Origin of the sequence: Streptomyces sp. NPDC005761 (genome assembly GCF_040630635.1) — a bacterium.
Taxonomy (GTDB): Bacteria; Actinomycetota; Actinomycetes; order Streptomycetales; family Streptomycetaceae; genus Streptomyces.
In genome coordinates this window covers 56,249-82,270 of record NZ_JBEXXX010000034.1, presented here as the reverse complement: position 1 = coordinate 82,270, position 26,022 = coordinate 56,249, and the positions used below count along the sequence as shown (strand labels likewise).

General features: G+C 70.2%; 18 protein-coding genes and 2 pseudogenes. 12 read left to right on the top strand and 8 right to left on the bottom strand.

Features of this window, described 5'->3' with window-relative positions; all coding sequences use genetic code 11:
• Positions 1–137: 137 nt before the first annotated feature.
• Both ABZ434_RS26625 and ABZ434_RS26620 read left to right on the top strand, forming a co-directional pair.
• Positions 138–335, top strand: a pseudogene (locus tag ABZ434_RS26625) (LamG-like jellyroll fold domain-containing protein); the annotation flags it as partial.
• 21 nt (positions 336–356) lie between these two features.
• Positions 357–1,991, top strand: coding sequence for a glycoside hydrolase family 32 protein (locus ABZ434_RS26620; protein ID WP_359141867.1), 1,635 nt, complete (start codon positions 357–359; stop codon positions 1,989–1,991).
• A gap of 224 nt (positions 1,992–2,215) precedes the next feature.
• Here ABZ434_RS26620 and ABZ434_RS26615 read toward each other — a convergent pair whose 3' ends face one another.
• The 8 genes and pseudogenes from ABZ434_RS26615 to ABZ434_RS26580 form a co-directional block, all read right to left on the bottom strand.
• Positions 2,216–2,716 carry an Ig-like domain-containing protein gene (locus ABZ434_RS26615; protein WP_359141864.1) on the bottom strand — a complete coding sequence of 167 codons (501 nt, stop codon included), beginning with the start codon at positions 2,714–2,716 and terminating at the stop codon, positions 2,216–2,218.
• 172 nt (positions 2,717–2,888) lie between these two features.
• Entirely contained in the window at positions 2,889–3,893 is a 1,005-nt protein-coding gene (locus ABZ434_RS26610; protein WP_359141862.1) for an IPT/TIG domain-containing protein, read from the bottom strand.
• A 153-nt stretch (positions 3,894–4,046) separates the two neighbouring features.
• Positions 4,047–4,790, bottom strand: a complete 744-nt coding sequence (locus tag ABZ434_RS26605; protein ID WP_359141859.1) for an IPT/TIG domain-containing protein — start codon at positions 4,788–4,790, stop codon at positions 4,047–4,049.
• A 621-nt stretch (positions 4,791–5,411) separates the two neighbouring features.
• Positions 5,412–6,453 (bottom strand): annotated as a pseudogene (locus ABZ434_RS26600) (LacI family DNA-binding transcriptional regulator).
• 275 nt (positions 6,454–6,728) lie between these two features.
• Positions 6,729–7,817 (bottom strand): rhamnose ABC transporter substrate-binding protein, encoded by a 1,089-nt coding sequence (rhaS, locus tag ABZ434_RS26595; RefSeq protein WP_359141856.1) that lies wholly within the window; start codon positions 7,815–7,817, stop codon positions 6,729–6,731.
• Between the two features lie 135 nt (positions 7,818–7,952).
• Positions 7,953–9,011 carry an ABC transporter permease gene (locus ABZ434_RS26590; protein WP_359141853.1) on the bottom strand — a complete coding sequence of 353 codons (1,059 nt, stop codon included), beginning with the start codon at positions 9,009–9,011 and terminating at the stop codon, positions 7,953–7,955.
• Complete coding sequence (locus ABZ434_RS26585; protein WP_359141850.1) at positions 9,004–10,059, bottom strand: ABC transporter permease; 1,056 nt, start codon at positions 10,057–10,059, stop codon at positions 9,004–9,006. The genes ABZ434_RS26590 and ABZ434_RS26585 overlap by 8 nt, the downstream gene beginning before the upstream one ends.
• Positions 10,056–11,585, bottom strand: a complete 1,530-nt coding sequence (locus ABZ434_RS26580; RefSeq protein ID WP_359141847.1) for a sugar ABC transporter ATP-binding protein — start codon at positions 11,583–11,585, stop codon at positions 10,056–10,058. Before ABZ434_RS26580 ends, ABZ434_RS26585 begins: the two co-directional genes overlap by 4 nt.
• 345 nt (positions 11,586–11,930) lie before the next feature.
• On the opposite strand from ABZ434_RS26580, the gene rhaI reads away from it, so the two are divergent.
• The 10 genes from rhaI to ABZ434_RS26530 all read left to right on the top strand — a co-directional run bounded on the left by rhaI (position 11,931) and on the right by ABZ434_RS26530 (position 26,020).
• Positions 11,931–13,097 carry an L-rhamnose isomerase gene (gene rhaI, locus ABZ434_RS26575; protein ID WP_359141844.1) on the top strand — a complete coding sequence of 389 codons (1,167 nt, stop codon included), beginning with the start codon at positions 11,931–11,933 and terminating at the stop codon, positions 13,095–13,097.
• Between the two features lie 76 nt (positions 13,098–13,173).
• Complete coding sequence (locus tag ABZ434_RS26570) at positions 13,174–15,219, top strand: bifunctional aldolase/short-chain dehydrogenase (protein ID WP_359141842.1); 2,046 nt, start codon at positions 13,174–13,176, stop codon at positions 15,217–15,219.
• A 165-nt stretch (positions 15,220–15,384) separates the two neighbouring features.
• Positions 15,385–16,911 carry a rhamnulokinase family protein gene (locus ABZ434_RS26565; protein WP_359141839.1) on the top strand — a complete coding sequence of 509 codons (1,527 nt, stop codon included), beginning with the start codon at positions 15,385–15,387 and terminating at the stop codon, positions 16,909–16,911.
• Positions 16,912–16,942: 31 nt separating this feature from the next.
• Entirely contained in the window at positions 16,943–17,572 is a 630-nt protein-coding gene (locus ABZ434_RS26560; RefSeq protein WP_359141836.1) for an alpha-ketoglutarate-dependent dioxygenase AlkB, read from the top strand.
• A gap of 269 nt (positions 17,573–17,841) precedes the next feature.
• Complete coding sequence (locus tag ABZ434_RS26555) at positions 17,842–18,942, top strand: LacI family DNA-binding transcriptional regulator (protein WP_359141833.1); 1,101 nt, start codon at positions 17,842–17,844, stop codon at positions 18,940–18,942.
• Positions 18,943–19,035: 93 nt separating this feature from the next.
• Entirely contained in the window at positions 19,036–20,649 is a 1,614-nt protein-coding gene (locus tag ABZ434_RS26550) for an FAD-dependent oxidoreductase (protein ID WP_359141830.1), read from the top strand.
• Positions 20,650–20,839: 190 nt separating this feature from the next.
• Complete coding sequence (locus ABZ434_RS26545; protein WP_359141827.1) at positions 20,840–22,969, top strand: hydantoinase/oxoprolinase family protein; 2,130 nt, start codon at positions 20,840–20,842, stop codon at positions 22,967–22,969.
• The gene (locus ABZ434_RS26540) at positions 22,966–23,586 is read left to right on the top strand and encodes a hypothetical protein (RefSeq protein WP_359141824.1); all 621 of its coding nucleotides are present in this window, start codon (positions 22,966–22,968) and stop codon (positions 23,584–23,586) included. The genes ABZ434_RS26545 and ABZ434_RS26540 overlap by 4 nt, the downstream gene beginning before the upstream one ends.
• 4 nt (positions 23,587–23,590) lie before the next feature.
• Positions 23,591–24,871 carry a TRAP transporter large permease subunit gene (locus ABZ434_RS26535; RefSeq protein WP_359141821.1) on the top strand — a complete coding sequence of 427 codons (1,281 nt, stop codon included), beginning with the start codon at positions 23,591–23,593 and terminating at the stop codon, positions 24,869–24,871.
• A gap of 51 nt (positions 24,872–24,922) precedes the next feature.
• The gene (locus ABZ434_RS26530) at positions 24,923–26,020 is read left to right on the top strand and encodes a hypothetical protein (protein WP_359141818.1); all 1,098 of its coding nucleotides are present in this window, start codon (positions 24,923–24,925) and stop codon (positions 26,018–26,020) included.
• Positions 26,021–26,022 lie beyond the last annotated feature (2 nt).

Below are 26,022 nucleotides of genomic sequence, written 5' to 3'. Positions count from 1 at the left end.
CTCCATCCTCTCGCATGGCGATGAGCGCACCGGGCGGCTACTTGCTCTGCACGTTCATCCGTACGCACCCCTGCACATAGGCAAGTACGCCGACAGGTGACAGCTGGTACGAGACGAAGGTACCCAAGTCAGCGGCCCTGGACGCCGGGAAGTGGGCCCACCTCGCCGCCGTATTCGCGCCGGGTGAAGGTGCCATCAGGCTGTACCTGAACGGCACGCAGGTCGCCCAGACCACCATCCCCACCAGCGCACGCCTGGCCAAGACCGACGTTCCCCTGATCATCGGGCGCCACAATCAGCCCGCGATCATCAACGGCACCTTCGCCGTCAACATGTTCAACGGTCTGATCGACGAAGTGAAGGTCCACACCGACCCGCTCACCCCCGCGGCCGTCACGGCGAGCCATAGCAAGGACCTGCAGTCGTTCAGCGGCGGCAGCATTCCCCAGGCACGCATGGCCATGGACCGCTCACGCTACGACGGCGACCGCTACCGCCCTGGCTACCACTTCACCGCCCCCAACCACTGGATGAACGAGCCCCACGCCCCCATCCAGGTCAACGGCAAGTACCACCTCTTCTACCAGCACAACTCCCACGGCCCCTACTGGCACAACATCGGCTGGGGTCACGCGGTCAGCGAGGACCTGGTCCACTGGAAGGACCTGCCCGACGCTCTCGTCCCCACAGCCGACAGCGTGGCACCCGACGGCGTCTGGTCCGGCGATTCGACCCTCGACGAGAACGGCGTCCCCGTCCTGTTGTTCACGGCCGGTAACGACTCCCAACGCCCCAACCAGGCAACCGGCCTCGCCCGCCCCGTCGACCCCAGCGACCCCGACCTGGTCGAGTGGAAGATGCACCCCACCCTGGTCACCAGCCAGGCCGCCGACCTCGACGTCGGCGCGGGACGCAAGGTCCGCTACGGCGACTTCCGTGACCCCTTCGTCTGGAAGGAAGGAGACACCTGGTTCCAGCTGATGGGCTCAGGCGTCCAGAGCACGTCGGGCGCCGATGTCGGCGGCACCGCCCTCCTCTACACCTCCAAGAACCTCACCGACTGGACCTACTCAGGCCCTCTGATGGTCGGCGACGTCGCAGCCCACCCCAAGACCGGCCAGGTCTGGGAACTGCCCACCTTCCTGCCCATCGGCAAGGACGCACAGGGCCGCCAGCGCCGGGCACTGCTCATCAACCCGGCCTTCCCCGCCGGCCCCGGCGAATACAGCAGCAAGTACGTCTACTACTGGGTCGGCACCTGGGACGCCGGGGCCCGCCGATGGACACCCGACACGACCGAGCCCAAGCTGATGGACTACGGCGACCACTTCACCGGCCCCAGCGGAACGGTCGACGACAAGGGACGATCTCTCGTCTTCAGCATCGCCCAGGACCGGCGCACCGAACGCGCCCACTACGACGCCGGCTGGGCCCACAACGCCGGGCTCCCCATCGAACTGAACATGCGGCCCGACGGAGACCTCGGCTTCCGCCCCGTGGAGGAGGTCTCCCGCCTCCACGCCGGCGAACCGCTCCTCGACATCACGGCGCCGACGTCCATCAACGACGCCAACACGCGCCTGGCAAACGTCAAGGGCAACATGCTCCACATCAAGCTGACCATGGAACGAGGCACCGCCGACACCTTCGGCCTCGACGTACTCCGCAGCCCCGGAGACGAGGAACGCACCCGCCTGTTCTACGACGCCCCCGCGGGACAGCTGGGCGTCGACCGGTCCCGATCCGGGAACAACTCCAGCGCCGAGCCCAACTTCGGCATCCACAAGGGGCCACTCACGCTCTCGGGCGGCAACCTGACCCTCGACGTGTTCCTCGACCGCTCGATGATCGAGGCATACGCGAACTCACACAAGTCCATCACCACCCGCGCCTACCCCTTCCGCCAGGACTCCCTCGGCCTGCGACTGTTCGGCGACGGCAGCGTCATCAAGTCCATGACCGTCTGGAAGATGGGCAACATGACCGACTGATCTCGACCGCACGCACTGAGGGCATGGCTGCACTGAGCAGCCATGCCCTCAACCACTTCGGCTCACGTCCCACCCCGGTGGCGGTAGACGGGCGTCCGCCTACCGCCACTGTCGAGGGTCATGTGTGGCACAGGCCTGTCCTGGCGAGTGACGAGCGGTGCAGGCGAGGGGTGCCATCGTTGCGTGGCACCCCTCTCGCGCTTTCCAGCGGCCTGCGGCCGGACTCAGTTGCGGATGCGTGTCACATTGTGGCTGTTGACGTTGACCTCGTTGTGGATGTCTCCGACGGTGAAGTCGATCAGTCCGCACAGCAGGCATCCCGGAGCGTCGGCCGGGGGAGCCGGGGCCTGGGACACGGTGACGGTGGTGGTGTCGCTCGAAGCGCCGCAACTGTCGTCGCCGTTGTAGGCGGCGGTGATGGTGTGTGTTCCGGTGGTGGTGAAACCGGTCGTCAGTGAGGAGTGCCCGTCGGCGGAGACGGCTGCGGTCGCGAGAAGGTCCGGGCCGTCGAAGAACGTCACGCCGAGGCCGCCGCTCGGGTCCGAGCTGCAGGTCACCGTCGCTTCGAGGGTCACCAGTTGCCCGGTCACCGCCGAGGAGGGCACGACCTGGACCGTGGTCGACGACAGATCGGCGGCGGCAGCGGACGGAGCGAGGGACAGCACTGTGGCCGCCGCCGCTACGGCGACCATGAGTCCGGCATTGCGGGCACGCCACGCTTTCACTGGGGGGCCTCCTAGGTCTGGTCGTCAGGCGGGGGTTCGCCGTAACCGTTCGGAGCGTGACCTTAGGCCGCTTGTGAGGGCATGTGCGGGAGGCACGGGTCCCGGCGGATCCACCTGAGTCATCGGCTCACTCGGATGGGCCGGAGGGGGCCGGTGGGCCGAGGCCGTGACACTAGATCGCGGGAGGCGCGACGCGCTGGTAGGCGAGCGAGTTGCTGGTGCCGCCGGACGTCGTGACGTTCACCTGCGCCGAACCTGCCGGACCTGCCGGGGCGATCGCGATCGCGGTCATGTCCGACACCACGGTGAAGGCCGCCGGTGCGGTGCCGAAGTGGACCGCGAACGTCGTGGTCAGCCCGGTGCCTGTCAGGGTCACGGCGGTGCCCGCGTCCGTCGGCCCCTGCGCGGGCGAGAGAGCGGTGAGCACCGGCGCGGCGAGGTAGGTGTAACTGACGGCGTTGCTGGTGCCGCCGGGGCCGGTGACGGTGCACCCGACGGACCCGGTGCCGGGCGGGGTGACGGCGGTGATCTGGGTGGCGGAGTTGACGGTGTAGGAGGTCGCAGGGATGCTGCCGAAGGTGACGGCTGTGGCCCCGGTGAGGCCGGTGCCGATGAGGACCACACCGGTCCCGCCGGACGCCGGGCCGCCGGCGGGCGAGACGGACAGCAGCGAGGGCGCGTTCAGGTAGTAGAAGAACAGCGGCCCCGAGGTTCCGCCGACGGTGGTCGCGGTGACCGCCACCGCGCCGGTGCCCGCCGGGGTGACGGCGGTGATCTGGGTGGCGGAGTTCACGGTGTAGGAGGTCGCAGGGATGCTGCCGAAGGTGACGGCTGTGGCCCCGGTGAGGCCGGTGCCGATGAGGACCACACCGGTCCCGCCCGACGTCGGTCCCTGGTTCGGCGAGACCGCGCTGAGGCTCGGCGTGGGCGCGTAGGAGTAGGCGACCGTGTTGCTGAGCCCGGCGGGTGTGCGCACGGTGACGTTGACCGTGCCGGTTCCGGGCGGGACGGTCGCCGTGATCGTCGACGGGGTGTTGACCGTGTGCGACAAGGCGGCCGCGGATCCGAACGTGACGGCGGTGGCGCCGGTGAACTGGCTTCCGTTCAGGGTGACGGGATTGGTGCCCGCAGCCGGACCCGTGGTGGGTACGACCGAGGTGAGGACGGGAGGGGCCACGGTGACTCCAAGGGGGTGTGGTGGGCCTGACCGGGCCGCGAGCCGGCGGTCACGAAAGCGGTACGGCCGGGCGGACTCGATGCCGCACCGCTTCCGCCGGCCGGTGGACCGAAGCGGACCGGAGCCGTGGACAGGCGTGTGTACGAGACGCCGTCAGATACCGGGACCGGACGCGTAGGTGAAGCCGTCGCCGAGCGTGGCGCTGCCGCCCGCGGTGGTCACGACGACATCGACGGAATCCGGCGTGCCGGGCGGGGTGACGGCCACCAGCGTGGAGCTGTTCAGCACTGCGAAGGACGCGGGAACACCGCCGAAGGTGACGGCCGTGGTGGACGCGAGGCCGGTGCCGCTGACGGTCACCGAAGTGCCGCCTGACGTCGGCCCCGAGGTGGGTGTGAGCGAGACCAGGGTCGGCGCGTCGGCGTAGGCGTAGGTCAGCGGACCGGTCGTTCCCCCGGTGGTGGAGACGGTGACGTCGACGGAGCCGCTCGAGCTTCCGGCCGGAACGATCACCGACAACTGGCTGTCCGAGACGACTGTCGGGGTCGCGCTGTTGGAGCCGAAGGACACGGCCGTGGCCGTGGAGAGGCCGTAGCCGTTGATGGTGACCGTGTTGCCGCCCGCGGTGGGACCGGACCCCGGGCCGAGGGATACCGCGATGGGCGGGCTGATGTAGAAGAAGGAGAGCGAGTTGCTCGTCCCACCTGCGGTCGTCACGTTGACGTCGACGACGCCGCAGCCCGCGGGGTCGATGACGGTGATCGCGGTCGGGGTGTTCGCGGTGATCGTGGCCGTCCGGGACCCGAAGTGGACGGCGGTGGCGCCGGACAGGTTCACGCCGGTGACGGTGACGGTTGTTCCGCCGCTGGTGGGGCCTTGGTTGGGACTGATGGGCATGAGGGGTTCCTCCTCACTCGGAAGACTTCTCCGAGCAGCGACCGGGTGTCCGATCCACGGATGTTCCGAACCGGCCCAGGCCACAAGAGACGTCCGGCCGCCGGCCGATGGGAATGTGCGGAGGCCCGCCCGGACGGGATGAGTTCAGCCCCGGGAGGGAGGCTCGCCCGCCAGGACTCGATGGATCATCGCCCATTGATGCAGACACCTGAATTAACCCAGCAGAGTGATTCCGCACCAAGGGAATTGACTTGATATCAACCATTCGGCGGAGCGCACCGGGCTTGCGGCGGCGCGTGCCGGTGGTACGCGGTCCACTTGTCGGCCTCACGAACACAGAGGGCTTGAAGGCGGCCGCGAGCGCTCGGCACGCGGGATCCTGGTCCCACGTCAGGCGCTCTGACTGAATGCCGCGGTGAGGACACCCGACCAGCGGCCCTCGAGCGACGTCTGATGTGCCAGAACCGGTTCGAGCTGCGCGCGCCGACCGTGTGGCCGACGGCGAAGACCACCAGTGAGGGGAACAGTCGCCGAGCGGTGCGAAAGGCGCACGACCCGCAACCGACCGTCGTGCGCCGCAAACAGTCACCCCCTGCCGTGGAAGCGCCCGCGCCCTGCCGATCAGACCGGAGGCAGCGTGGACTGACGGACGACCAGCTCCGGCTGAAGAACGAGGTGCTCGTGCCGGTGAGCGGCTGTCCCCTCATACCGGTGAGCGGCTGTCCCCTCGCTCAGTTCCCGCAGCAGGAGCTCCGTTGCTTTCGCTCCGATGGTCAGGGCGGGCTGCCGCACTGACGTGAGGGGGACCGTCGCCGCCGCCGCGAACTCGATGTCGTCGTATCCGACGATGGCCAGATCATCCGGAACCCGAACGCCGGCCATGTACAGGGACTGCAGTACACCGAGAGCCAGCAGGTCGTTGGCGCAGAAGACGCCGGTGGGACGTCGTGCCAGGCCCAGGAGCCGGGCTCCGGCGTCACGCCCGGCAGCGACGTCGAGACGCTCGGCCGGGATCTCCAGCAGTGCATCGGGCGGAAGACCCGCCTCATCGAGCGCGGTGTGCGCGCCGAGGCGCCGATCCCGCACCTGCGTGAGGTGCTCCGGCCCGCTGACGTAGGCGAGGGAGCGGTGCCCCCCGGCGATCAGATGGCGGATCGCCAGGGCTCCCCCGGCGACGTCGTCGACGGAGACGGAGCACCCTTCGTCATCTCCTGACACCCGGTCCACCAGGACGAAGGGAATTCCGTGGCGCCGGAACCGGCGCAGATTGGTCCCGTCGGATTCGGTGGGGGTGACCAGCACTCCACGGATCCGCTGTTCGGCGAAGAGAGCGAGGTAGTCCGCCTCGTCCCGCGGGTTTGCCACTGTTGCAGACCATGACACCAAGCCCCGCGTCACGCGCGGCGCGCTCGGCTCCACGTGCAATGTCGACGAAGAACGGGTTGCCCATGTCGAGGACGAGCAGCGCCATGATCCGGCTGCGACCGGCTCGCAGCTGGCGGGCGTGCTCGCTGCGCACATAGCCCAGGGCCGAGATCGCTCTCTGCACGTCCCGCCGCATCCCCTCGGAGACGCGATCGGGACGATTGATCACGTTGGAGACCGTGCCCACCGAGACACCGGCCTCACGGGCCACGTCCTTGATGCTCGCCGCCCGTGCCACTCTCGGCACTCCCCCACCTGCCCCTTCTTTTCGCAACCACCCCGCTGTGTGAGGCGGAGTACCTGCCCGGCCGGGCGCATGGTGGTGTCGGGTGCTCGTTCCCTCACGCTTCTCGGAGAACTGCCCCATCTCGCCGGCCGGCGGGCCTCAAGTTCCGTGACTCCCGACGCGCGGGGCCGGTACCGGAAAGCGAGGGGGCGCGGGCGCCCCGCCGTGTCGGTCTCGGACGGTACGGGGCCCCCACCCACTCCTCGGCCGCACTGGAGTCACAGGGCTCAGAACTTGAACTGATCGATGTTGGCCTTGTCGAAGACGGTGGGCTTGCCGAGCAAGACGACGCCGTCCTTCCCGATCGTGAAGGAACCCAGGTCGCCCGCCTTGTAGGTCTCCCCCTCGGCGCCGGTGATCTGGCCGGATTCGAGGGCGACGGCGGTGTGGGCGGCGAGGGCGCCGAGCTTGGCCGGGTCCCACAGCTCGAAGCCTTCGACGGTGCCGTTCTTGACGTAGGCACGCATGTCGTTCGGGGTGCCCAGGCCGGTCAGCTTGACCTTGCCCTTGTACTTGGAGCCGGACAGGTACTGGGCGGCCGCCTTGATGCCTACGGTGGTCGGGGAGACGATCCCCTTGAGGTCGGGGTGTTCCTGCAGCAGGCCCTGGGTCTGCTGGAAGGACTTCTGGGCGTCGTCGTCGCCGTAGGCGGTCTTGACCAGCTTGATGTCCTTGTACTCGGGCTTCTTCAGCTCGTCCTTCATGAAGTCGATCCAGGTGTTCTGGTTGGTGGCCGTCTGGGCCGCCGAGAGGATCGCGATCTCGCCCTTGCCCCCGATCTGCTTCGCCAGCAGCTGGATCTGGGTGCGGCCGAGGTCCTCCGCACTGGCCTGTGAGACGAAGACCTGGCGGCAGCCGGTCTGCGTGTCGGAGTCGTACGTGACGACGCTGACACCGTTCTTCATGGCCTGCTTCAGCGACGTGCACAGGGCGCCCGGGTCCTGGGCGGAGACCGCGATGGCGTCGACCTGCTGCTGGGTGAGCGTGTTGACGTAGGAGACCTGCCCGGAGGTGTCGGTGCCGCTGCTGGTGCCGACCTCCTTGTACGTGGAGCCGAGCTGTCCCAGGGCCTTCTTGCCGCCGTTGTCCGACGTGGTGAAGTAGGGGTTGTTGACCTGCTTGGGCAGGAACGCGACCGTCAGGCCCTTCTTGGTCGCCTTGTTCGGGTCGGCCTTGCCGGTGGCGGCGGCCGGGCCGGCCGCCTTGTCGGCGGAGTCCTTGGTGGTGCCCGAGCAGGCGGTGGCGCCGAGGGCGAGAACGGCCGAGACGGCGAGGGCGGCGGTGAGCCGGATGCTTCTGGGGGCGGGGCCGTACATGACTGTTTCCTTTCGCTGCCGAGCGGCAGGGGTTGTCGGGCGCATGCCCGAACGGTGGCGGAACGCGTGCAGGGGGTGTGCGGCTCCACGGTGGCGCGGTGTGCGGAGGCTGCAAGGCGGGTGCGGTGGGGACGGTCAGGCGGTGCCGGCCCGGGGTGGGATCGCCGCGGTCGTTGCCGTTGTTCTCCTGCGGGCCCGGGCTTGGCTGACCTGGCGGCCGACGCGGGGGGCGAGGACGGAGATCACCAGCAGGACGCCGGTGACGACGATCTGGGACTGGGCGGAGACGTTGATCAGGCTCATGACGTTCTGCAGGGTGCCGAGCAGCAGTACGCCGGCGATGGCGCCGCCCAGGGTTCCCTTGCCCCCGTCGAAGTCGATGCCGCCGAGCAGCACCGCGGCGATGACGGAGAGTTCGAGCCCGGTGGCGTTGTCGTAGCGGGCGCTGGCGTAGTGCAGTGCCCAGAAGACTCCGGTGAGAGCGGAGACGGCGCCGGTGGTCACGAACATGGAGAGCTTGAGCCGCTTGACGCGGATGCCCGAGAAGCGGGCCGCGTCCTCGCCGGCACCGGTGGCGAACAGGGAGCGGCCGGTCGGTGTGGCGTGCAGGACGACGACGGCCACGGCGAGCAGCACGGTGAAGGGGATGGCCGCGTAGGGGATGAAGGTGTCGCCGATGCGGCCGGCGCCGAAGTCGAGGTACTGGGTGGGGAAGTCGGTGACGGAGTCGGAGCCGAGGACGATCTGTGCGATGCCGCGGTAGGCGGCCATGGTGCCGATGGTCACGGCGAGCGAGGGCAGTCCGAGTCGGGTGACGAGCAGTCCGTTGATCAGACCGCAGATGACACCGAGCAGCAGGCACAGCGGGATGATCGTCTCGATGGTCATCCCGGCGTTCCACAGCGCGCCCATCACTGCTCCGGACAGTCCTGCCGTGGAGCCGACGGAGAGGTCGACCTCGCCGGAGACCACCAGCATGGTCATGGGCAGGGCGATCAGCGCGATCGGCAGGGTGTTGCCGATCAGGAACGAGAGGTTCAGCGCGTTGCCGAAGTTGTCGACGAAGGAGAACGAACAGATCAGGAGGGTCAGCAGGAGGGCGCCGACGGCGGTGTCCCATCGCACCGCTCCCGCGAGGCGGGCGAGGGCCGGTGGCTGAGCGGCCGGAGTCGTGGTCTTCGTGGTGTCAGGCATGGCGGGCGCTCCTCATCTGTGCGGCCTTCTTGCGCAGCGCCGCGGCCACCCGTAGGGCCAGGATCCGGTCGGCGGCGATGGCGAGCAGCAGCAGGAAGCCGTTGATCGCGGTGACCCAGACGGAGCTGACGCCTATGGCCGGGAGCACGCTGTTGATGGAGGTGAGCAGGAGGGCACCGAGGGCGGCGCCGTAGACGGTTCCGGAGCCGCCGGTGAAGGCGACGCCGCCGACGACGACGGCGCTGACGACGGTGAGTTCGTAGCCGGTGCCGGTGGCGGAGTCGACGTTGCCGAAGCGGGCGAGGTAGAGGGCTCCGGCGAGGCCTGCGAGGGCGCCGCAGAGCACGTAGGCCGTCATGATCCGGGCTCGGACCGGGATGCCCGCGAGGCGGGCGGCTTCGGGGCTGGAGCCGAGGGCGTAGAGGTCGCGTCCGCTGTGGTAACTGCGCAGGTAGTAGGCGACCGCGGCCAGTACGACGATGGCGAGCAGGGCGAGATAGGGCAGCACCCAGATCCCGTCGTGCCCGAAGTCGACGTACGAGGCGGGCAGTGCGTCGGCGGTGATCTGGCGGGATCCGACCCAGATGGAGTCGATGCCACGGACGATGTAGAGCGTGCCGAGGGTGACGACGAGTGCGGGGACCTTGCCCAGACTCACCAGGGCTCCGTTGAGAACACCGAAGAGGGCGCCGAGGCCGACGGCGAGCAGGACCGCGATCAAGGGATTACCGCCGTCCTGGAGGTAGATCCCGGCGGCGAAGGCGGAGATCCCGAGGACGGAGCCGACCGAGAGGTCCACGTTGCGGGTGATCACCACCACCGCCTGGCCGACCGCGACCAGGACCAGAATGGTCGCGTTCAGCAGCAGGTCCTTGACGCCCTGCTCGGACAGGAACTCGCCGTTGGAAAGCTGGGTCACACCGAGCATCACGACGAGCACGAGGGCCACGGCCAGTTCACGGGCCTTGAACACCTTGTCGACGAGCCGTCGCGAGGCCACCGACTGGGGTGCCGGCTCGCGCCGCACGGGGTCTGCAGTCACCGTCATGCCGCGGTCCTTCCTCGGTCGGCACGGCCGGTCGCCGCCGCCATCACTGTCTCCTCGGTCGCTTCGGACCGGGGGATCCGAGCGGTCAACCTGCCTTCGTGCATCACGAGCACCCGGTCGGCCATGCCGAGGATCTCCGGGAGGTCGGAGGAGATCATCAGCACCGCGACCCCTTCGGCAGCCAGTGAGGAGAGCAGTCGGTGGACTTCGGCCTTCGTGCCGACGTCGATCCCGCGGGTCGGCTCGTCGACGATCAGCACCTGCGGGGAGGTGGCCAGCCACTTGGCGAGGACCACCTTCTGCTGGTTGCCGCCGGAGAGCGTGCCGACGACGTCGGCGAGCCGGGCGTACTTGACCTGGAGCTTGACCGCCCAGTCCACCGCACGGTCGCGTTCGGCGGCGCGGTTCATCAGACCGGCGCGCGTGGTCGCGGCGAAACCGGTCAGACCGATGTTCCGCTCGATGGACATGTCCATCACCAGGCCCTGGGCCCGGCGGTCCTCGGGTACGAGGGCGAGGCCGGCTGCCATCGCCAGGCTCGGGGCGCCTGGTCGCAACTTGCGGCCGAGGACCTCGACTTCGCCGCCGTCGAACCGGTCGACGCCGAACACGGCGCGGGCCACTTCGCTGCGGCCGGCGCCGACCAGGCCCGCGAGGCCGACGATCTCGCCCCGCCGGACATCGAAGGAGACGTCCGTGAACACCCCCTCGCGGGTCAACCGACGCACGCTGAGGGCCACTTCGCCGATCTCCGTGCTCTGCTTCGGGTACAGCTCGTCCAGGTCGCGGCCGACCATGCGGCGCACGAGGTCGTCCTCGCTCAGACCGCTGAGCAGCTCGCTGGATATCCAGGCGCCGTCGCGCAAGGTGGTGACACGCCGGCAGAGCGCGAAGATCTCCTCCAGGCGGTGCGAGATGAACAGCACTGCCGCGCCCTCCGCGCGGAGGGTCCTGACGACGCCGAACAAGCGGGCGACCTCGCTGCCGGTGAGCGCGGCGGTCGGCTCATCCATGATCAGGACGCGCGCGTCGAAGGAGAGCGCCTTGGCGATCTCGACCAGTTGCTGGTCGGCGATCGACAGCCCGCGCGCCGGCTGATCGGGGTCGAGGTCGACACCGAGGCGTGCGAACAGGTCGGCTGCCGCCCGTGTCACGGCACGGTGATCCACCCGGCCGAATGAGCGCCTCGGCTGGCGGCCCACGAAGATGTTCTCCGCGACGGACAGGTCCGGGAAGAGTGTCGGCTCCTGATAGATCACAGCCACACCGGCATCGCGGGCGTCGGCCGGGCCGTGGAACTCGACCGGCTTGCCGTCCAGCAGGACCGTGCCCTCATCCGGGCGGTGCACGCCGGCGAGCGCCTTGATCAGGGTCGACTTGCCGGCACCGTTCTCACCCGCGAGGGCATGCGCCTCTCCGGCGTACAGCCGCAGGGACACGCCGCGCAGAGCCCGGACGGCACCGAAGGACTTGCTCACCCCCTCCAGTGCGAGTACCGGAGTCGTCTCCGGTTCGGGGTGCGTCATGGATGTTCTCCCGTGCTTGAGCAGAGCGTCGACATGAAATGTTTCAGTGGAGTTGCCGGGAAGCTAGCCCCGCCCTGCCGAACACGTCAAGGGGTGGTGCGCGCCGAACACCACGAATCGCGTGGCGTGCCCGAGTTGGATGCCTCTGCCCCACCTTGAACTGCGAAGGTGCAGGGCGATGAGCATCGGCGCGCCACCGAAGACACAATCCGGTAACTCGCCCGTTATCCAGCGGGAAGCCTTGACGGCCCACTCACACCCCGTTAACTTCGTGCGCACAGTGAATCGATTCATCTAAACTTACGGCCCTCGCTGCTCGGGCCGCCCGCACAACCCGAGGTGGACATGCCTGATATCGCCGCAGTGAAAGCCGCGCTTGCCGACCAGCGGATCGAGACCCCGTCCTGGGGCTACGGCAACTCCGGCACCCGCTTCAAGGTGTTCGCGCAGGCCGGCGTGCCCCGGACTCCCCACGAGAAGCTCGAGGATGCGGCCAAGGTTCACGAGTTCACGGGGATCGCGCCCAAGGTGTCGCTGCACATCCCCTGGGACCGGGTCGATGACTACGCGGCCCTGGCCGCACACGCCAAGGAGCGGGGGCTGGAACTGGGGGCGATCAACTCCAACACGTTCCAGGACGACGACTACAAGCTGGGCAGCGTCTGCCATCCCGACGCGGAGGTCCGCCGCAAGGCCGTCGGCCACCTGCTGGAATGCGTCGACATCATGGATGAGACCGGGTCCACGGATCTGAAGCTCTGGTTCGCCGACGGGACCAACTACCCCGGCCAGGACGACATCGTCGCCCGCCAGGGCCGGCTGGGCGAGGTGCTGGCCGAGGTGTACGCACGCCTGGGGGAGAACCAGCGGATCCTGCTGGAGTACAAGTTCTTCGAGCCCGCCTTCTACACCACGGACGTGCCGGACTGGGGCACCGCGTACGCGCACTGCCTCAAGCTGGGCCCGAAGGCGCAGGTCGTCGTGGACACCGGGCACCACGCTCCGGGTACCAACATCGAGTTCATCGTCGCGCTGCTGCTGCGGGAGGGGAAGCTCGGTGGATTCGACTTCAACTCCCGCTTCTACGCGGATGACGACCTGATGGTCGGCTCGGCCGATCCGTTCCAGTTGTTCCGGATCATGCACGAGGTCACCAAGAACGGCGGTCTCGAGGCCGAGACGAACGTGGCGTTCATGCTGGACCAGTGCCACAACATCGAGGCGAAGATCCCGGCTGTCATCCGCTCCGTGATGAACGTCCAGGAGTCCACCGCCAAGGCCCTGCTCGTCGACATGGACGCACTGGCCGCGGCCCAGCGGGACGGCGATGTGCTCGGCGCCAACGAAACCCTGATGGACGCCTACAACACCGACGTGCGTCCCCTCCTGCGCGAACTCCGCGAGGAACAGGGCCTCGCGCCCGACCCGATCGCCGCCTACCGGGCCTCCGGCTGGCACGAGCGGATCGCCGCCGACCGCGTCGGCGGCGACCAGGCCGGCTGGGGCGCCTAGGGCGTGTTTCGAAAGTCCCGCCTGTCGGTTCCGGCTCTCCACGCGTACCGCACCTCACATCTCGAAGGAATCCCTCATGTCCTCCGCCTCGCACGTCACGGCCTCCGCGTTGATCGCACGTTCCCGCCGGCTCGGCTCCGACCCGCGCAACACCAATTACGCGGGCGGCAACACCTCCGCGAAGGGCGCCGGGACCGATCCGGCCACCGGTAGCGAGGTCGAGCTCCTGTGGGTCAAGGGGTCGGGCGGCGACCTCGGCACCCTCACCGAGACCGGCCTGGCAGCGCTCCGGCTGGACCGGCTGCGGGCGCTCAAGGACGTGTACCCCGGGGTGGAGCGCGAGGACGAGATGGTCGCCGCCTTCGACTACTGCCTGCACGGCAGGGGTGGAGCGGCCCCCTCGATCGACACGGCGATGCACGGTCTGGTGGACGTCGCGCACGTGGACCACCTGCACCCGGACTCGGGTATCGCGCTGGCTTGCGCCGCCGACGGGGAGAAGCTGACCGCCGACTGCTTCGGCGACAAGGTGGTCTGGGTGCCCTGGCGCCGGCCCGGGTTCCAGCTCGGCCTGGACATCGCCGCGATCAAGGCAGCCCATCCCCAGGCCGTCGGCTGCATCCTCGGAGGCCACGGCATCACCGCCTGGGGCGACACGTCCGAGGAGTGCGAGGCCAACTCACTGTTCATCATCCGCTCCGCCGAGGAATACCTCGCGGCCAAGGGCAAGGCAGAGCCTTTCGGTCCGGTGCTGGCGGGGTACGAGCCGCTGGGCGAAGCCGAGCGGCGGCAGCGGGCGGCCGCCCTCGCCCCCGTCATCCGGGGCCTGGCCTCCCAGGACCGGCCGCAGGTCGGCCACTTCGACGACGCCGGGGCCGTACTGGACTTCGTCTCCCGCGCCGAGCACCCGAGGCTCGCGGCACTCGGCACGTCCTGTCCCGATCACTTCCTCCGTACGAAGGTTCGCCCGCTGGTCCTGGACCTGCCCGCCTCCGCCCCGCTGGACGAGGCGATCGCCCGGTTGAAGGAGCTCCACCATGAGTACCGCACGGAGTACCGCGCCTACTACGAGCGGCACGCCACCCCGGACTCCCCCGCCCTGCGCGGCGCGGACCCGGCGATCGTGCTCGTTCCGGGCGTCGGCATGTTCTCCTTCGGCAAGGACAAGCAGACCGCGCGGGTGGCGGGCGAGTTCTACCGCAATGCCGTCAACGTCATGCGGGGCGCCGAGGCCGTCTCCAGTTACGCGCCCATCGAGGAGTCGGAGAAGTTCCGCATCGAGTACTGGGCGCTCGAAGAGGCCAAGCTCCGGCGGATGCCCGCGCCCAAGCCCCTCGCCACCCGCGTCGCCCTCGTGACGGGCGCGGGAAGCGGCATCGGCAAGGCCATCGCGCACCGCCTGGTCGCCGAGGGCGCGTGCGTCGTCGTCGCCGACCTCAACTCCGAGACCGCCGCCGCCGTCGCCGAAGAGCTCGGGGGCCCCGACAAGGCGGTGGCCGTCACGGTGAACGTCACCTCGGAGCACGAGATCACCGAGGCGTTCGCGACCGCCGCACTCGCGTTCGGCGGCGTGGACTTGGTCGTCAACAACGCCGGGATCTCCATCTCCAAGCCCCTCCTGGAGACCACGGCCAAGGACTGGGACCTCCAGCACGACATCATGGCCCGAGGCTCCTTCCTCGTCTCGCGCGAGGCCGCCCGGATCATGATCGCGCAGGGGCTCGGCGGCGACATCGTCTACATCGCCTCCAAGAACGCGGTCTTCGCCGGCCCGAACAACATCGCCTACTCCGCGACCAAGGCCGACCAGGCCCATCAGGTCCGGCTGCTGGCTGCCGAGCTCGGCGGGCACGGGATCCGCGTCAACGGTGTCAACCCCGACGGTGTCGTCCGTGGGTCGGGCATCTTCGCCGCCGGCTGGGGCGCTCAGCGCGCAGCGACGTACGGCATCGAGGAGGAGAAGCTCGGCGAGTTCTACGCCCAGCGCACCCTCCTCAAGCGCGAAGTCCTGCCGGAGCACGTGGCGGGCGCGGTGTTCGCCCTCACGGGCGGCGACCTCACCCACACCACGGGCCTGCACATCCCCGTGGACGCAGGCGTCGCCGCCGCCTTCCTGCGCTGACAGCAGGCTCCCACCGGTGCATCCGGGGCCGCCGCCGCACCGGCGCGACGCCCCCAGATGCACCGGTGCACTGCCCGGCGAGGTGATACACGCAAGCGGAAAAACGCGGCCCTCCTCCCTCCGTCCCTCTTTCCCGACCGGCCGCTCGCAGCGGAGGCAATTCCCGTGACCACGACTCCCCCCTCCTCGGCCTTTCGCTCCGCGTTCGCCGCAGTCGACCTCGGCGCCACCAGCGGACGTGTGATCCTCGGCCGGGTCGGCCCGCACAACCTCGACCTCACCGAGGTGCACCGGTTCCCGAACACCCCCGTACCCCTGCCCGACGGACTGCGTTGGGACATCCTCGCCCTCTTCCAGGGCATCCTCGACGGGCTGCGCGAGGCCGCTCGGGCCGGCGGTGTCAGCTCCATCGGAGTGGACACCTGGGCCGTGGACTACGGGCTCCTGGACGCCGACGGCGCGCTGCTCGGTTCCCCCCACCACTACCGGGACAGCCGGACCGACGGCGTCGCGGAACGGGTATGGGCGACGGTCGGCGCCGAAGAGCTGTACCGGGTCACGGGCCTGCAGCACCTCCCGTTCAACACCGTGTTCCAGCTCGCCTCCGCCGCCACGAGCGCCCAGCTGACCGCTGCCCGCACCCTGCTCCTCATTCCCGACCTGCTCATCCACTGGCTGACCGGATCCGTGGGCGCCGAGGAGACCAACGCCTCCACCACCGGTCTCTTCGATGCCCGTGCGGGCAACTGGTCCATGGACATCCTCGGGCCGCTCGCGATCGATCCCGGTCTGCTGCCGCCGCTGCGTGCGCCCGGCGACCCGGCCGGCACACTCCTGCCGCATGTCGCCGCCTACTCCGGTCTGGACGCCCGCACCCCGGTGACCACCGTCGCCTCGCACGACACCGCCTCCGCCGTCGTCGCAGTCCCGGCAACGGAACCGCACTTCGCCTACGTCTCCTGCGGCACCTGGTCGTTGGTCGGTCTCGAACTGGACGCGCCGGTTCTCACGGAGGCGTCCCGGGCCGCCAACTTCACCAACGAGCGCGGCATCGACGGCACGATCCGCTATCTGCGCAACATCATGGGCATGTGGCTGTTCGAGGAATGCCGCCGCACCTGGGAAAAGGAGGGGCTGTCCACACACATCCCCGCTCTGCTTGCCGACGCCGCGCGCGCCACACCGTTCGCCGCGGTCGTCGATCCGGACGCCCCCGAATTCCTGGCCCCCGGTGACATGCCCGTCCGCATTCGGGAGTACTGCCGCCGCACCGGGCAGCCGGTCCCTGACAGCCAGGGCGCCGTCGTGCGCTGCATCCTGGAGAGCCTGGCCCTCGCCCACCGGCGCACGCTGCGCCAGGCTGCCGAACTCGCCGGACGCGATGTCGCCCGGATCCACCTCGTCGGAGGGGGTTCGCGCAACGACCTGCTCTGCCAGCTCACGGCAGACGCCAGCGGACTCCCCGTCGTCGCGGGCCCCACCGAAGCCACCGCACTCGGCAACATCCTCGTCCAGGCCAGGGCCGCCGGACTGGTGGGAGACCTGCCGGCGATGCGCGACCTGGTCGCCTCCACACAGCACCTGCGGCACTACCGACCTCGTGGTGACACGGCAGCCTGGGACGCGGCAGCCGCCCGACTCGACCTCACGCCTGCTGCCTCGAGCCCCGCCCACCCTCCCGCCCCGAATTAGCGCATCTGTTCGATTCACGTAGACTGGGCGCATGGCAACCCACCAGCTCCAGGGATCACTCTTCGACCAGAGCGACGAGGTCCGCCTGGGCCCGCTGGGCGCAATGCGCAGGACGGTTCTCGGCGACGGGGCCTGGATCGACCTGCTTCCCGGCTGGCTCAGTGGCGCCGGAGCCCTGTTCGAACGGCTGGCCACGGACGTCCCGTGGAAGGCGGAGCGACGGCAGATGTACGAGAGGCTCGTGGACGTACCCCGCCTGCTCGCCTTCTACCGGGCCGGCGCCCCCCTGCCGCACCCCGTTCTCGACGAGGCGCGCCAGGCCCTTTCCGCGCACTATCGCGCCGAGCTCGGCGAGGAGTTCACTACAGCCGGCCTGTGCTTCTACCGGGACGGGCGCGACAGCGTGGCCTGGCACGGCGACCGCATCGGGCGGGGTGCCCGCGAGGACACCATGGTCGCCATCCTCTCCGTCGGCGCACCCCGCGACCTGCTGCTCCGCCCGCGTGACGGCGGCGAGACCGTCCGCCGTCCGCTGGGGCACGGCGACCTGATCGTGATGGGCGGCTCGTGCCAGCGGACCTGGGAGCACGCCATCCCCAAGTCCGCCCGGTCCGCCGGAGGGCGTATCAGCGTCCAGTTCCGGCCGCACGGGGTGCAGTAACCGGCCCCCGGGCCCCTCGAACGGCGCGCCTGGCGCGGCCGACGCGCGTACCCCGGCACGGCCGCGGAGTCCCCCGAGGAGGGCCCGTACAGCCGCGCCCTCCGACAGTGAGCCGGCAGCGCCGCACGCCACCCCCGTCCCCCGGCCCGGCCCCCATTGCGGAAGGGCCGAAAGAAGTCTTGCGCGAACCCTTGACCACTGCGATGCCGAGGTTCACAGTACTCGTTAATGCGCATTAGTAATACGCATTAACGATCCGGAGGCACACCGTGGAAGAACCCAAGCAGCGCGCCCGGCCGGGCCGGACCCCCTCGCCGGGGGGACGCACGTCCAGGCCTCGGCAGGCCGAGGTAGCACGGCTCGCCGGGGTCTCCCAGGCCACGGTCTCGCTGGTGCTGGGGGCGAGGAAGCAGGGCGCCACGATCTCGGAGGAGACCCGGCGCAAGGTGCTCGACGCGGTGCGTACGCTCGGTTACGTCCCCGATCCGGCGGCCAGCAGGCTGGCCGCCGCGCGCAACAACCTGCTCGGGGTCTTCAGCTTCACCTCCACGTTCCCGACCGACGTGCAGCACTCGTACTACCCGTTCCTGGTCGGCGTGGAGCAGGAGGCCGCGGCCCGCGGCTACGACCTGGTGCTGTTCACCGGCTCCAGCACGGGCGGCGCCGGTGCCGCGGGGCCCCACGCACTCAACCGGGTACGGCTCGCCGACGGCTGTCTGTTCCTCGGACGCCACGCTCCCGCCGACGAGCTGCTGCGGCTGGTCGCCGATGGCTTCCCCGTGGTGCACCTGGGCCGCAGGGACGAACTGGAGGGACTGGCCTGGGTCGGCGCCGACTACATCAGCGCAAGCCGGGAGGTCGTGGCGCACCTCGCCTCCCTCGGGCACCGGCGCATCGTGCTCGTGCGCGAGGACGACGACGCTCCCGCCTCGACCGACCGTGAGCACGGCTTCCTCAAGGGGCTGGAGGAGGCGGGGCTGCCCGGAGGCCCGGGAGCCGTCTTCCGCTCGGCCGACCCGGAGCGCGACCTGACCGCGGAGCGGTTGCGCGGCTGGCTGGACGACGGGGTAACGGCGTTCGTCGCCGAGGAGACCGATACCGGTGATGCGTGGCGAGCCCTGCACGGCGCCGCGCACTTCGTCGGGATCGACTGCCCGCGCGACGCCTCGCTCGCGCTGCTGGGCAGCCCCCCGCCGGACCTGGCCGACGGCCCGGACCTCACCGGATTCGACATCCCCCGGCCGCAGTTGGGCGCGGCCGCCGTGCGCATGCTCGCCGCGCTGGTGGCCGGGGAAGAGGCGACGGAACCTCTCGTGGCCTGCACCTTCCGCCCCGGTTCGACAGCGGGCCCGCCCCCCGCCCACCTCTGACCCGGCTCCACGCAACCCCCGCTCGCTCGCACCACTGCACCACTGCACCACTGCACCAACGCACCAGGCGCCCCCAGCACTTCAAGGAGAACCGTGACATCCGAACCCGACATCCTCATCGTGGGCGCCGGCCTCGGCGGCGTCGCCGCCGCCCTCGCCGCCTGCCGGGCGGGGCGCACCGTCGTCCTCACCGAGGAGACGGACTGGATCGGCGGCCAGCTCACCTCGCAGGCGGTCCCGCCGGACGAGCACCCGTGGGTGGAGGAGTTCGGGACCACCGCCTCGTACCGCGCCCTGCGCGAGTCCATCAGGGAGCACTACCGCCGCTGGTACCCGCTGCGCTCCGAGGCCCTGGCCCTCACCACCCTCAACCCCGGGTCCGGCCGCGTCAGCAAGCTCTGCCACGAGCCGCGCGTCGCCCTCGCCGTCCTGGAGGCGATGCTCGCGCCGCACCGCTCCTCCGGCCGGCTGACACTGCTGACCGAGCACCGGCCGGTCGCCGCCGAGGCGGGGGACGACGACACCGTACGGTCCGTCACGCTGGAGGACACCCGTACCGGCAACCGCCTTACGGTCAGCGCCCGTTACGTCATCGACGCCACCGAGACCGGCGAGCTGCTCGAACTCGCCGGGGTGGAGCACGTGATCGGTGCGGAGGCCCGCAGCGAGTTCGGCGAACCGCATGCCCCCAAGGAGGCGCAGCCCCTCAACCAGCAAGGCATCACGGTGTGTTTCGCGCTCTCCCACCACGAGGGCGAGGACCACACCATCGAGCGGCCGGCCGACTACGACTTCTGGCGCACCTACCGGCCGGACTTCTGGCCGGGCCCGCTGCTCGGCTTCCTCGCCCCCGATCCCCGCAGCCTGGAAGCCGTTCCGCGTACCTTCGTCCCCAACCCGGACCTCGACCCGCTCGACGTCAACGCGGACCAGTCCGCCGACGCGGGTGACAAGGAACTGTTCGGCTTCCGCCGGATCCTGGCGCGCAAGCTGCACCGGCCCGGTGCCTTCGACTCCGACATCACCCTGGTCAACTGGCCGCTCAACGACTACTGGCTGAAGCCCCTGATCGGGGCCGGCGAGGAGACGTCCGCCGCCGCGCTCGCCGAGGCCCGCCAGCTCTCCCTGTCGGTGCTGTACTGGCTCCAGACCGAGGCGCCGCGCGCGGACGGCGGCCACGGGTTCCCCGGGCTCCGGCTGCGTCCCGACATCACCGGTACGTCCGACGGTCTCGCCAAGGCTCCGTACGTCCGCGAGTCGCGCCGCATCAAGGCGGTCACCACCGTCACCGAGCACGACGTGTCCATCGACATCGTCGGACCGTACGGCGGCACCCGATACCGGGACTCCGTCGGCGTCGGCAACTACCGCATCGACCTGCACCCCTCGACCGGTGGCGACAACTACATCGACATCGGTTCCGTTCCGTTCGAGATTCCCCTCGGTGCGCTGATACCGCGCCGCGTCCGCAATCTGCTGCCCGCCGGCAAGAACATCGGCACCACCCACATCACCAACGGCTGCTACCGGCTCCACCCGGTGGAATGGAACATCGGCGAGGTCGCCGGCTCCCTCGCGGCGCACTGTGTCGCCGAGGGCGTCGAGCCGCACCGGGTCCAGGCCGAGGACAAGCGGTTCGACGCGTTCGCACGGCTCCTGGACCGCGAAGGCGTCCAGCGCCACTGGCCCGACGTACGCGGCTACTGACCCCAACACCGGGCGGCGCCATCCGCCCGGGACACACCACCGCTTCACCGCACGGCCCCCGGGGCGACGGCGGAGCGCCGGGCGGGCGCAGCTCCACCTGTACCCGCCCGGCCCAGGGCTCCGGTTCCGTGACGGCGACCGTTTCCCTGCCGCCCTCGCCCTGCCCACCCGCACAAGGAGGTGCCCAGCCATGAACACCCACCGCATCCGCGTCGGCATCGACGTGGGCGGAACCTTCACCGACGCCGTGGCCGTTGACGCCACGACCCTGCAATTGCTGGGGCAGGTGAAGGTTCCCACCAGCCACCACCACGAGGACGGGGTCGCCCACGGCATCGTCGAAGCTCTCGACCGCCTGCTGGAGCAGACCGGCCACACCCCGCAGGACGTGACCTTCCTCGCCCACGGCACCACACAGGCTACCAACGCCCTGCTGGAGGGCGACGTCGCCACGGTCGGCCTGATCGGCATCGGCGCAGGTCCGAGCGCGGCGCTCACCCGTCGGCTGGCCGCCTTCCGCAAGTTGGAACTCACCCCGGGCAAGCGGCTCCCGCTCGTCTACGGGCATGTGGCCGACCCGGACGACGCGCCCGCCGTGCGCGCGGCTCTGGACGCGGTCGTGCGGGAGGGCGCCGAAGTGGTCGTCGCCAGCCAGCCGTTCAGCGTCGACCGCCCCGAGGGTGAGGACGCCGTCGCCGCCGCGGCCGCGGAGCTCGGGCTGCCGACGACCGCCGCGCACGACATCACCTCTCTGTACGGGCTGCACAAGCGGACCCGGACGGCCGTGGTGAACGCCGCGATCCTGCCGCGCATGCTCGCCACGGCCGACCTCGTCGACACCTCCATCACCAAGGCGGGCGTCAGCGCGCCGTTGATGGTGATGCGTTGCGACGGCGGTGTGATGTCGCTGGACGAGATGCGGCGCAGGCCGCTGCTGACCGTGCTGTCCGGACCGGCGGCGGGTGTTGCCGGAGCTCTCATGCAGGAGCGCATCAGCGAGGGCCTGTTCCTGGAGACCGGCGGAACGTCCACGGACATCAGTGTGGTGCGGCGGGGCAAGGTCGCCGTCCGGCACGCCACCATCCTCGGCCGGACCTCGTACCTGTCGGCGCTCGACGTCCGGACCGTCGGGGTCGGCGGCGGGTCGATGGTCCGTGTCGCGGGCGGCAGGGTCACCGGTGTCGGACCGCGCAGCGCGCACATCGCGGGGCTGGCGTACGCCTGCTTCGCGAGTGCGGAGGACCTGCGTGACGCGAAGGTCACCACGATCCGGCCGATGGAGGACGACCCGGCCGACTACGCGGTGATCGATGCCGCGGGCGGGCGGTTCGCGATCACCATGACGTGTGCGGCCAACGCCCTGGGCCGGGTGCCGGACGGGGACTTCGCGCAGTGCGACCGGGCTGTGGCCGAGGCCGCGATCGCCCCACTGGCCGCTTTGCTCGGAACGGATGTCGCCACGGCGGCGACGATGATCCTGGACGCGGGCACCGACCAGGTCAGGGCGGTGGTCGACACGATGATGCGCGACTACCGCCTGGACAAGGACACCGCGGTGCTCGTCGGCGGGGGCGGCGGCGCCGCGTCCGTCACTCCCCATCTCGCGGCCTCCACCGGCCAGAAGGGCAGGATCGCCCGGCACAGCGAGGTGATCAGCCCCATCGGTGTGGCTCTCGCCCTCATCCGGGAGCAGGTCGAGCGCATCATTCCGGGGGCCGGGCAGGAGCAGATACTCGCCGTGCGCGCCGAGGCGGAGGCCGCTGTCGTCGCTCAGGGCGCCGCCGCCGACGGCGTGGAGGTGGAGGTCACCGTCGATCCGCAGACCAGCACCGTGCGGGCCGTCGCGACCGGCGCCACCGAACTGCGCACGCAGGACCGTGCCCACCGGGCCGACGAGACCGACCGGTTGCGGGCCGCGGCCGAGAGCCTCAGGACCGATCCGGCGGCGGTGCGGGTGCTCGCGGGCACCCCCGCCCACACCGTGTACGGCACAGACGTGCACCGGAGGTTCCGCCCGGACCGCCATCCGGTGCGCGTCGTCGACGCGGACGGCGTCGTGCGGCTCCACGCCCCCGATGCCCTGGTCGAGACCACGACCGTGGGCCGGGCGCCGGAGGTTCTCGCCGGCCTGGTGAAGGAGGCGACGTCGTACGGCGACGGTGGCGTCCGTGCCCCGGCGCTGCGGCTGCTGCTCGGTTCCCGAATAGCCGACCTGTCCGGGGTGCTGGATCCCCAGCCGCTGCTCGCGCTCGCCCGCAGCGAACTGCGGGCCCGCGGCGCCGACGAACCGGTCGTCGCCGTCCTGGAGGTGCGGTCATGACGGCCGCCCTGCTCGACCGGGCCGCGCTCGCGGCGATCGGGGCACTCGCGGCGTGCGACGACGTCGAGTTCGGCGTACGGCTGCTGGCGAACACTCCGACGCACGAGGGCCGCGACCCCGAGCTGTTGCGTCACTGGGCTCGTACGGCCGACGCGTTCGGCTCGGCGCTCGCTCCCGTCCCCTCCACGGCCCGCGTCGTGGAGAGCGACGACGGTCTGGCGAGGGGCCTCCTGGCCCGTTACACCTCCCGGCCGGTCCCGACCGTCGAGCTGTTCACCGACACCCTGGCCCTCGCCGAGGAGCTGACCGACCTGCTCGGCTGGCGTCAGTGGTTCCCGGCCGGGTCGGTACGGGCGGCGGCGATCGCGCACGAGGCGGTGCACGAGCGTCTGCACCACGGTCCGGCGAAGAAGGACCTCAAGCACGCCCTGAACCATGTCGTGCTGCGCGCGGGGCGTCACACCCTGTACGGCCATGTTGCCGGGGCCGACGAGATCGCCGCCCATGCCCATGCCCGCGCCGCCTGCGGCCTGGGACGCAGCCCGCTCCTGCTCACGGCCGCCCTGGCCACCGCGGCCGAGCCGCAGCACGGATCCCCGCACGGAAGAGAGAAGTAACGCCATGGGCGTCGTCATCCTTCTTGTCATGGCGGCCGGTGTCGCCGCGATGCTCACCCGCAGGCTGCCCACCGCCTTCGCGCTCGTCATCCTCGGCGTCGTCATCGCCTTCGTCGCGGGCGCCCCGCTGACCGGCGAGAACAGCGTCCTGGACACGGTCGTGCAGACCGGCGCGCCGATGCTCGCCGCCACGATGATCGCGATCCTGCTCGGCTCCTGGCTGGGCAAGCTCCTCGACGAGACCGGCATCGCGGGCACCCTGGTCCGCAAGATCGTCGAGTTCGGCGGGGACCGGCCGGTCGTGGTCGCCCTCGGCGTCCTCGCCGTCTCCACCCTGGTCGGTACGGTCACCGGCTCCGCCCCCGCGGCGATGCTCGCCGGCATCATCGGCATCCCCGCCATGATCGCCGTCGGCATACCCAAGGTCACCGCGGCCGGAACGATCCTGATGGGCATCGCCGCCGGCATGCCCTTCGAACTGCCCATCTGGCAGTTCTTCTCCACCGCGCTCGAACTGCCCGTCGACACCGTGCGCGGCTTCATGATGAAGCTGTTCCCCTTCGCGCTGGCCGCCGCCGTGCTCTTCGTCCTCGTCGAGACGCGGCGCCGCGGTGTGGAGCACGCGTGGTCGCTCAAGTCGGCTTCCCCGAAGCCCGCCTCGCGACGCAAGCAGCTCGGCGACGCGCCCTGGTACGCGTTGCTCACCCCGCTCGTACCGCTGGTCCTGGCCCTCGGCTTCGAGGTCGCGATCCTGCCCTCGATGCTGGCCGGTGTCCTGTACGCGCTGGTCACGACCACGCGGCCGCGCGACATGAACAAGCGGCTGCTGCGCACGCTGTACGGCGCGTTCGAGGTCGCGGCGGCACCGATCGTGCTGTTCGTCGCGATCGGCATCCTGCTCGCCGCCGTGAAGCTGCCGGGCGCGGTGGAGTCCCTGGAACCGCTGGTGAAGGCCGTCAGCCCGCAGAACCCGGTGCTGTTCGTCCTCGTGTTCACCCTGCTCGTACCGCTCTGCCTGTACCGGGGACCGCTGAACGTCTACGGCCTCGGAGCCGGCATCGCCGGTGTGCTCATCGCCGCCGGCATCTACCCGGCCGTCGCGGTCCTCGGCCTCGCCACCTCGTACAACCAGGTCTTCGGGGTGTCGGACCCCACCAGTACGCAGACCGTCTGGAGCGCCCAGTACGCGGGGGTGACACCGCAACAGGTGATGCTGCGGACCCTGCCCTACGTCTGGGCCGTCGCCCTCGGCGGGTTCTGCGTGACCGCCGCCAGTTACCTGTGACATCTCACCCCAGTCATCTGTGATCGCTCACTCCTCGGGACGGAGCACGACATGACACAGCACGACCATGAGCACGAGACACAGCACCACGACCCGCGGGCCGCGTCCGGCCCCCGGCGGCCGAGCCGCAGGGTCTTCCTGCGGGGCGCGGTCGCCGGGGCCGCCGCCACCACCGGAATCGTCGCCACCGGCGCCGCCTCGGGCAGCGCCGCGGCAGCCCCGGGCCTCGCGCGGGAAGGGGCCGCGGCGGCGGCCCCCGGAGGATTCCCCGACTACCGCTACGTCAAGACGCTGCTGACGCCCGCCAAGCTGAAGTACAACCCGACCGGCGAGATCATCTTCCCGTGCATCCGGGGCGTCTACGACAAGCTGGCGAATCCACTGGGCCGTTACTACCTCTACTACGGTCCGCACGACGCCCCGGGGGGCATCTGCCTGGCGTACGGCGACTCCCTGGAGGGTCCGTTCACCGAATACACGGCGAACCCCATCGTCTCCAACAACTGGCAGCCGCACTACGAGGTCAGCCATGTCGCCTCCCCGCACGTCCTGTGGAACGAGGACGTCAAGGAGTTCTGGCTCTACTTCCACGGTGAGAACAGCACGACCCGGCTCGCCCGTTCCAAGGACGGCATCACCTTCACGTACGACAAGGTGGTGCTCACCACCGCGATGATGCCGGCGGGCAGCACCGAGACGTCGTACGCCCGCGTCTTCCGGCACGACCTGCCCGCGCGCGGCGCACGCTACGTGATGCTCTTCATGCTCAACAACACGTCCAACCACCGTGACATCGCGTGGGGATGGTCGAAGGACGGCCGTGACTGGACCTTCGCCCAGCAGCCGCTCGTACGCCACACCGACGTCGGCGCGGACAACATCGGCGGCCCGCACCTGCTGAGCCGGAACGGGAGCACGTACGTCGTCTACAACACCAACAAGGAGAGCGGCGGCAATCTGCTGATCACCGAGGTCGGCAACGACTTCTCCCGCCGCGACCACCTCGGCGTCTTCTACGACTCGGGCACCGCCGCACCGGAGAACGGCCGCAGCGCCTCACCGAGCTTCGGGACGGACCACGGAGTGCCGTACATGGTCTACGAGGCGGGTGAGCGACTCCAGGGGGCGATCGCCGTCGCCCGCGGCTGAGA

What these genes read in the sequence shown, in the direction of transcription:
- ABZ434_RS26605 (WP_359141859.1), bottom strand. Translation starts at nt 4,790, where the DNA reads ATGCCCATCAGTCCCAACCAAGGCCCCACCAGCGGCGGAACAACCGTC.
- rhaS (WP_359141856.1), bottom strand. Translation starts at nt 7,817, where the DNA reads ATGTACGGCCCCGCCCCCAGAAGCATCCGGCTCACCGCCGCCCTCGCC.
- ABZ434_RS26590 (WP_359141853.1), bottom strand. Translation starts at nt 9,011, where the DNA reads ATGCCTGACACCACGAAGACCACGACTCCGGCCGCTCAGCCACCGGCC.
- ABZ434_RS26585 (WP_359141850.1), bottom strand. Translation starts at nt 10,059, where the DNA reads ATGACGGTGACTGCAGACCCCGTGCGGCGCGAGCCGGCACCCCAGTCG.
- ABZ434_RS26580 (WP_359141847.1), bottom strand. Translation starts at nt 11,585, where the DNA reads ATGACGCACCCCGAACCGGAGACGACTCCGGTACTCGCACTGGAGGGG.
- rhaI (WP_359141844.1), top strand. Translation starts at nt 11,931, where the DNA reads ATGCCTGATATCGCCGCAGTGAAAGCCGCGCTTGCCGACCAGCGGATC.
- ABZ434_RS26570 (WP_359141842.1), top strand. Translation starts at nt 13,174, where the DNA reads ATGTCCTCCGCCTCGCACGTCACGGCCTCCGCGTTGATCGCACGTTCC.
- ABZ434_RS26560 (WP_359141836.1), top strand. Translation starts at nt 16,943, where the DNA reads ATGGCAACCCACCAGCTCCAGGGATCACTCTTCGACCAGAGCGACGAG.
- ABZ434_RS26545 (WP_359141827.1), top strand. Translation starts at nt 20,840, where the DNA reads ATGAACACCCACCGCATCCGCGTCGGCATCGACGTGGGCGGAACCTTC.
- ABZ434_RS26540 (WP_359141824.1), top strand. Translation starts at nt 22,966, where the DNA reads ATGACGGCCGCCCTGCTCGACCGGGCCGCGCTCGCGGCGATCGGGGCA.
- ABZ434_RS26535 (WP_359141821.1), top strand. Translation starts at nt 23,591, where the DNA reads ATGGGCGTCGTCATCCTTCTTGTCATGGCGGCCGGTGTCGCCGCGATG.
- ABZ434_RS26530 (WP_359141818.1), top strand. Translation starts at nt 24,923, where the DNA reads ATGACACAGCACGACCATGAGCACGAGACACAGCACCACGACCCGCGG.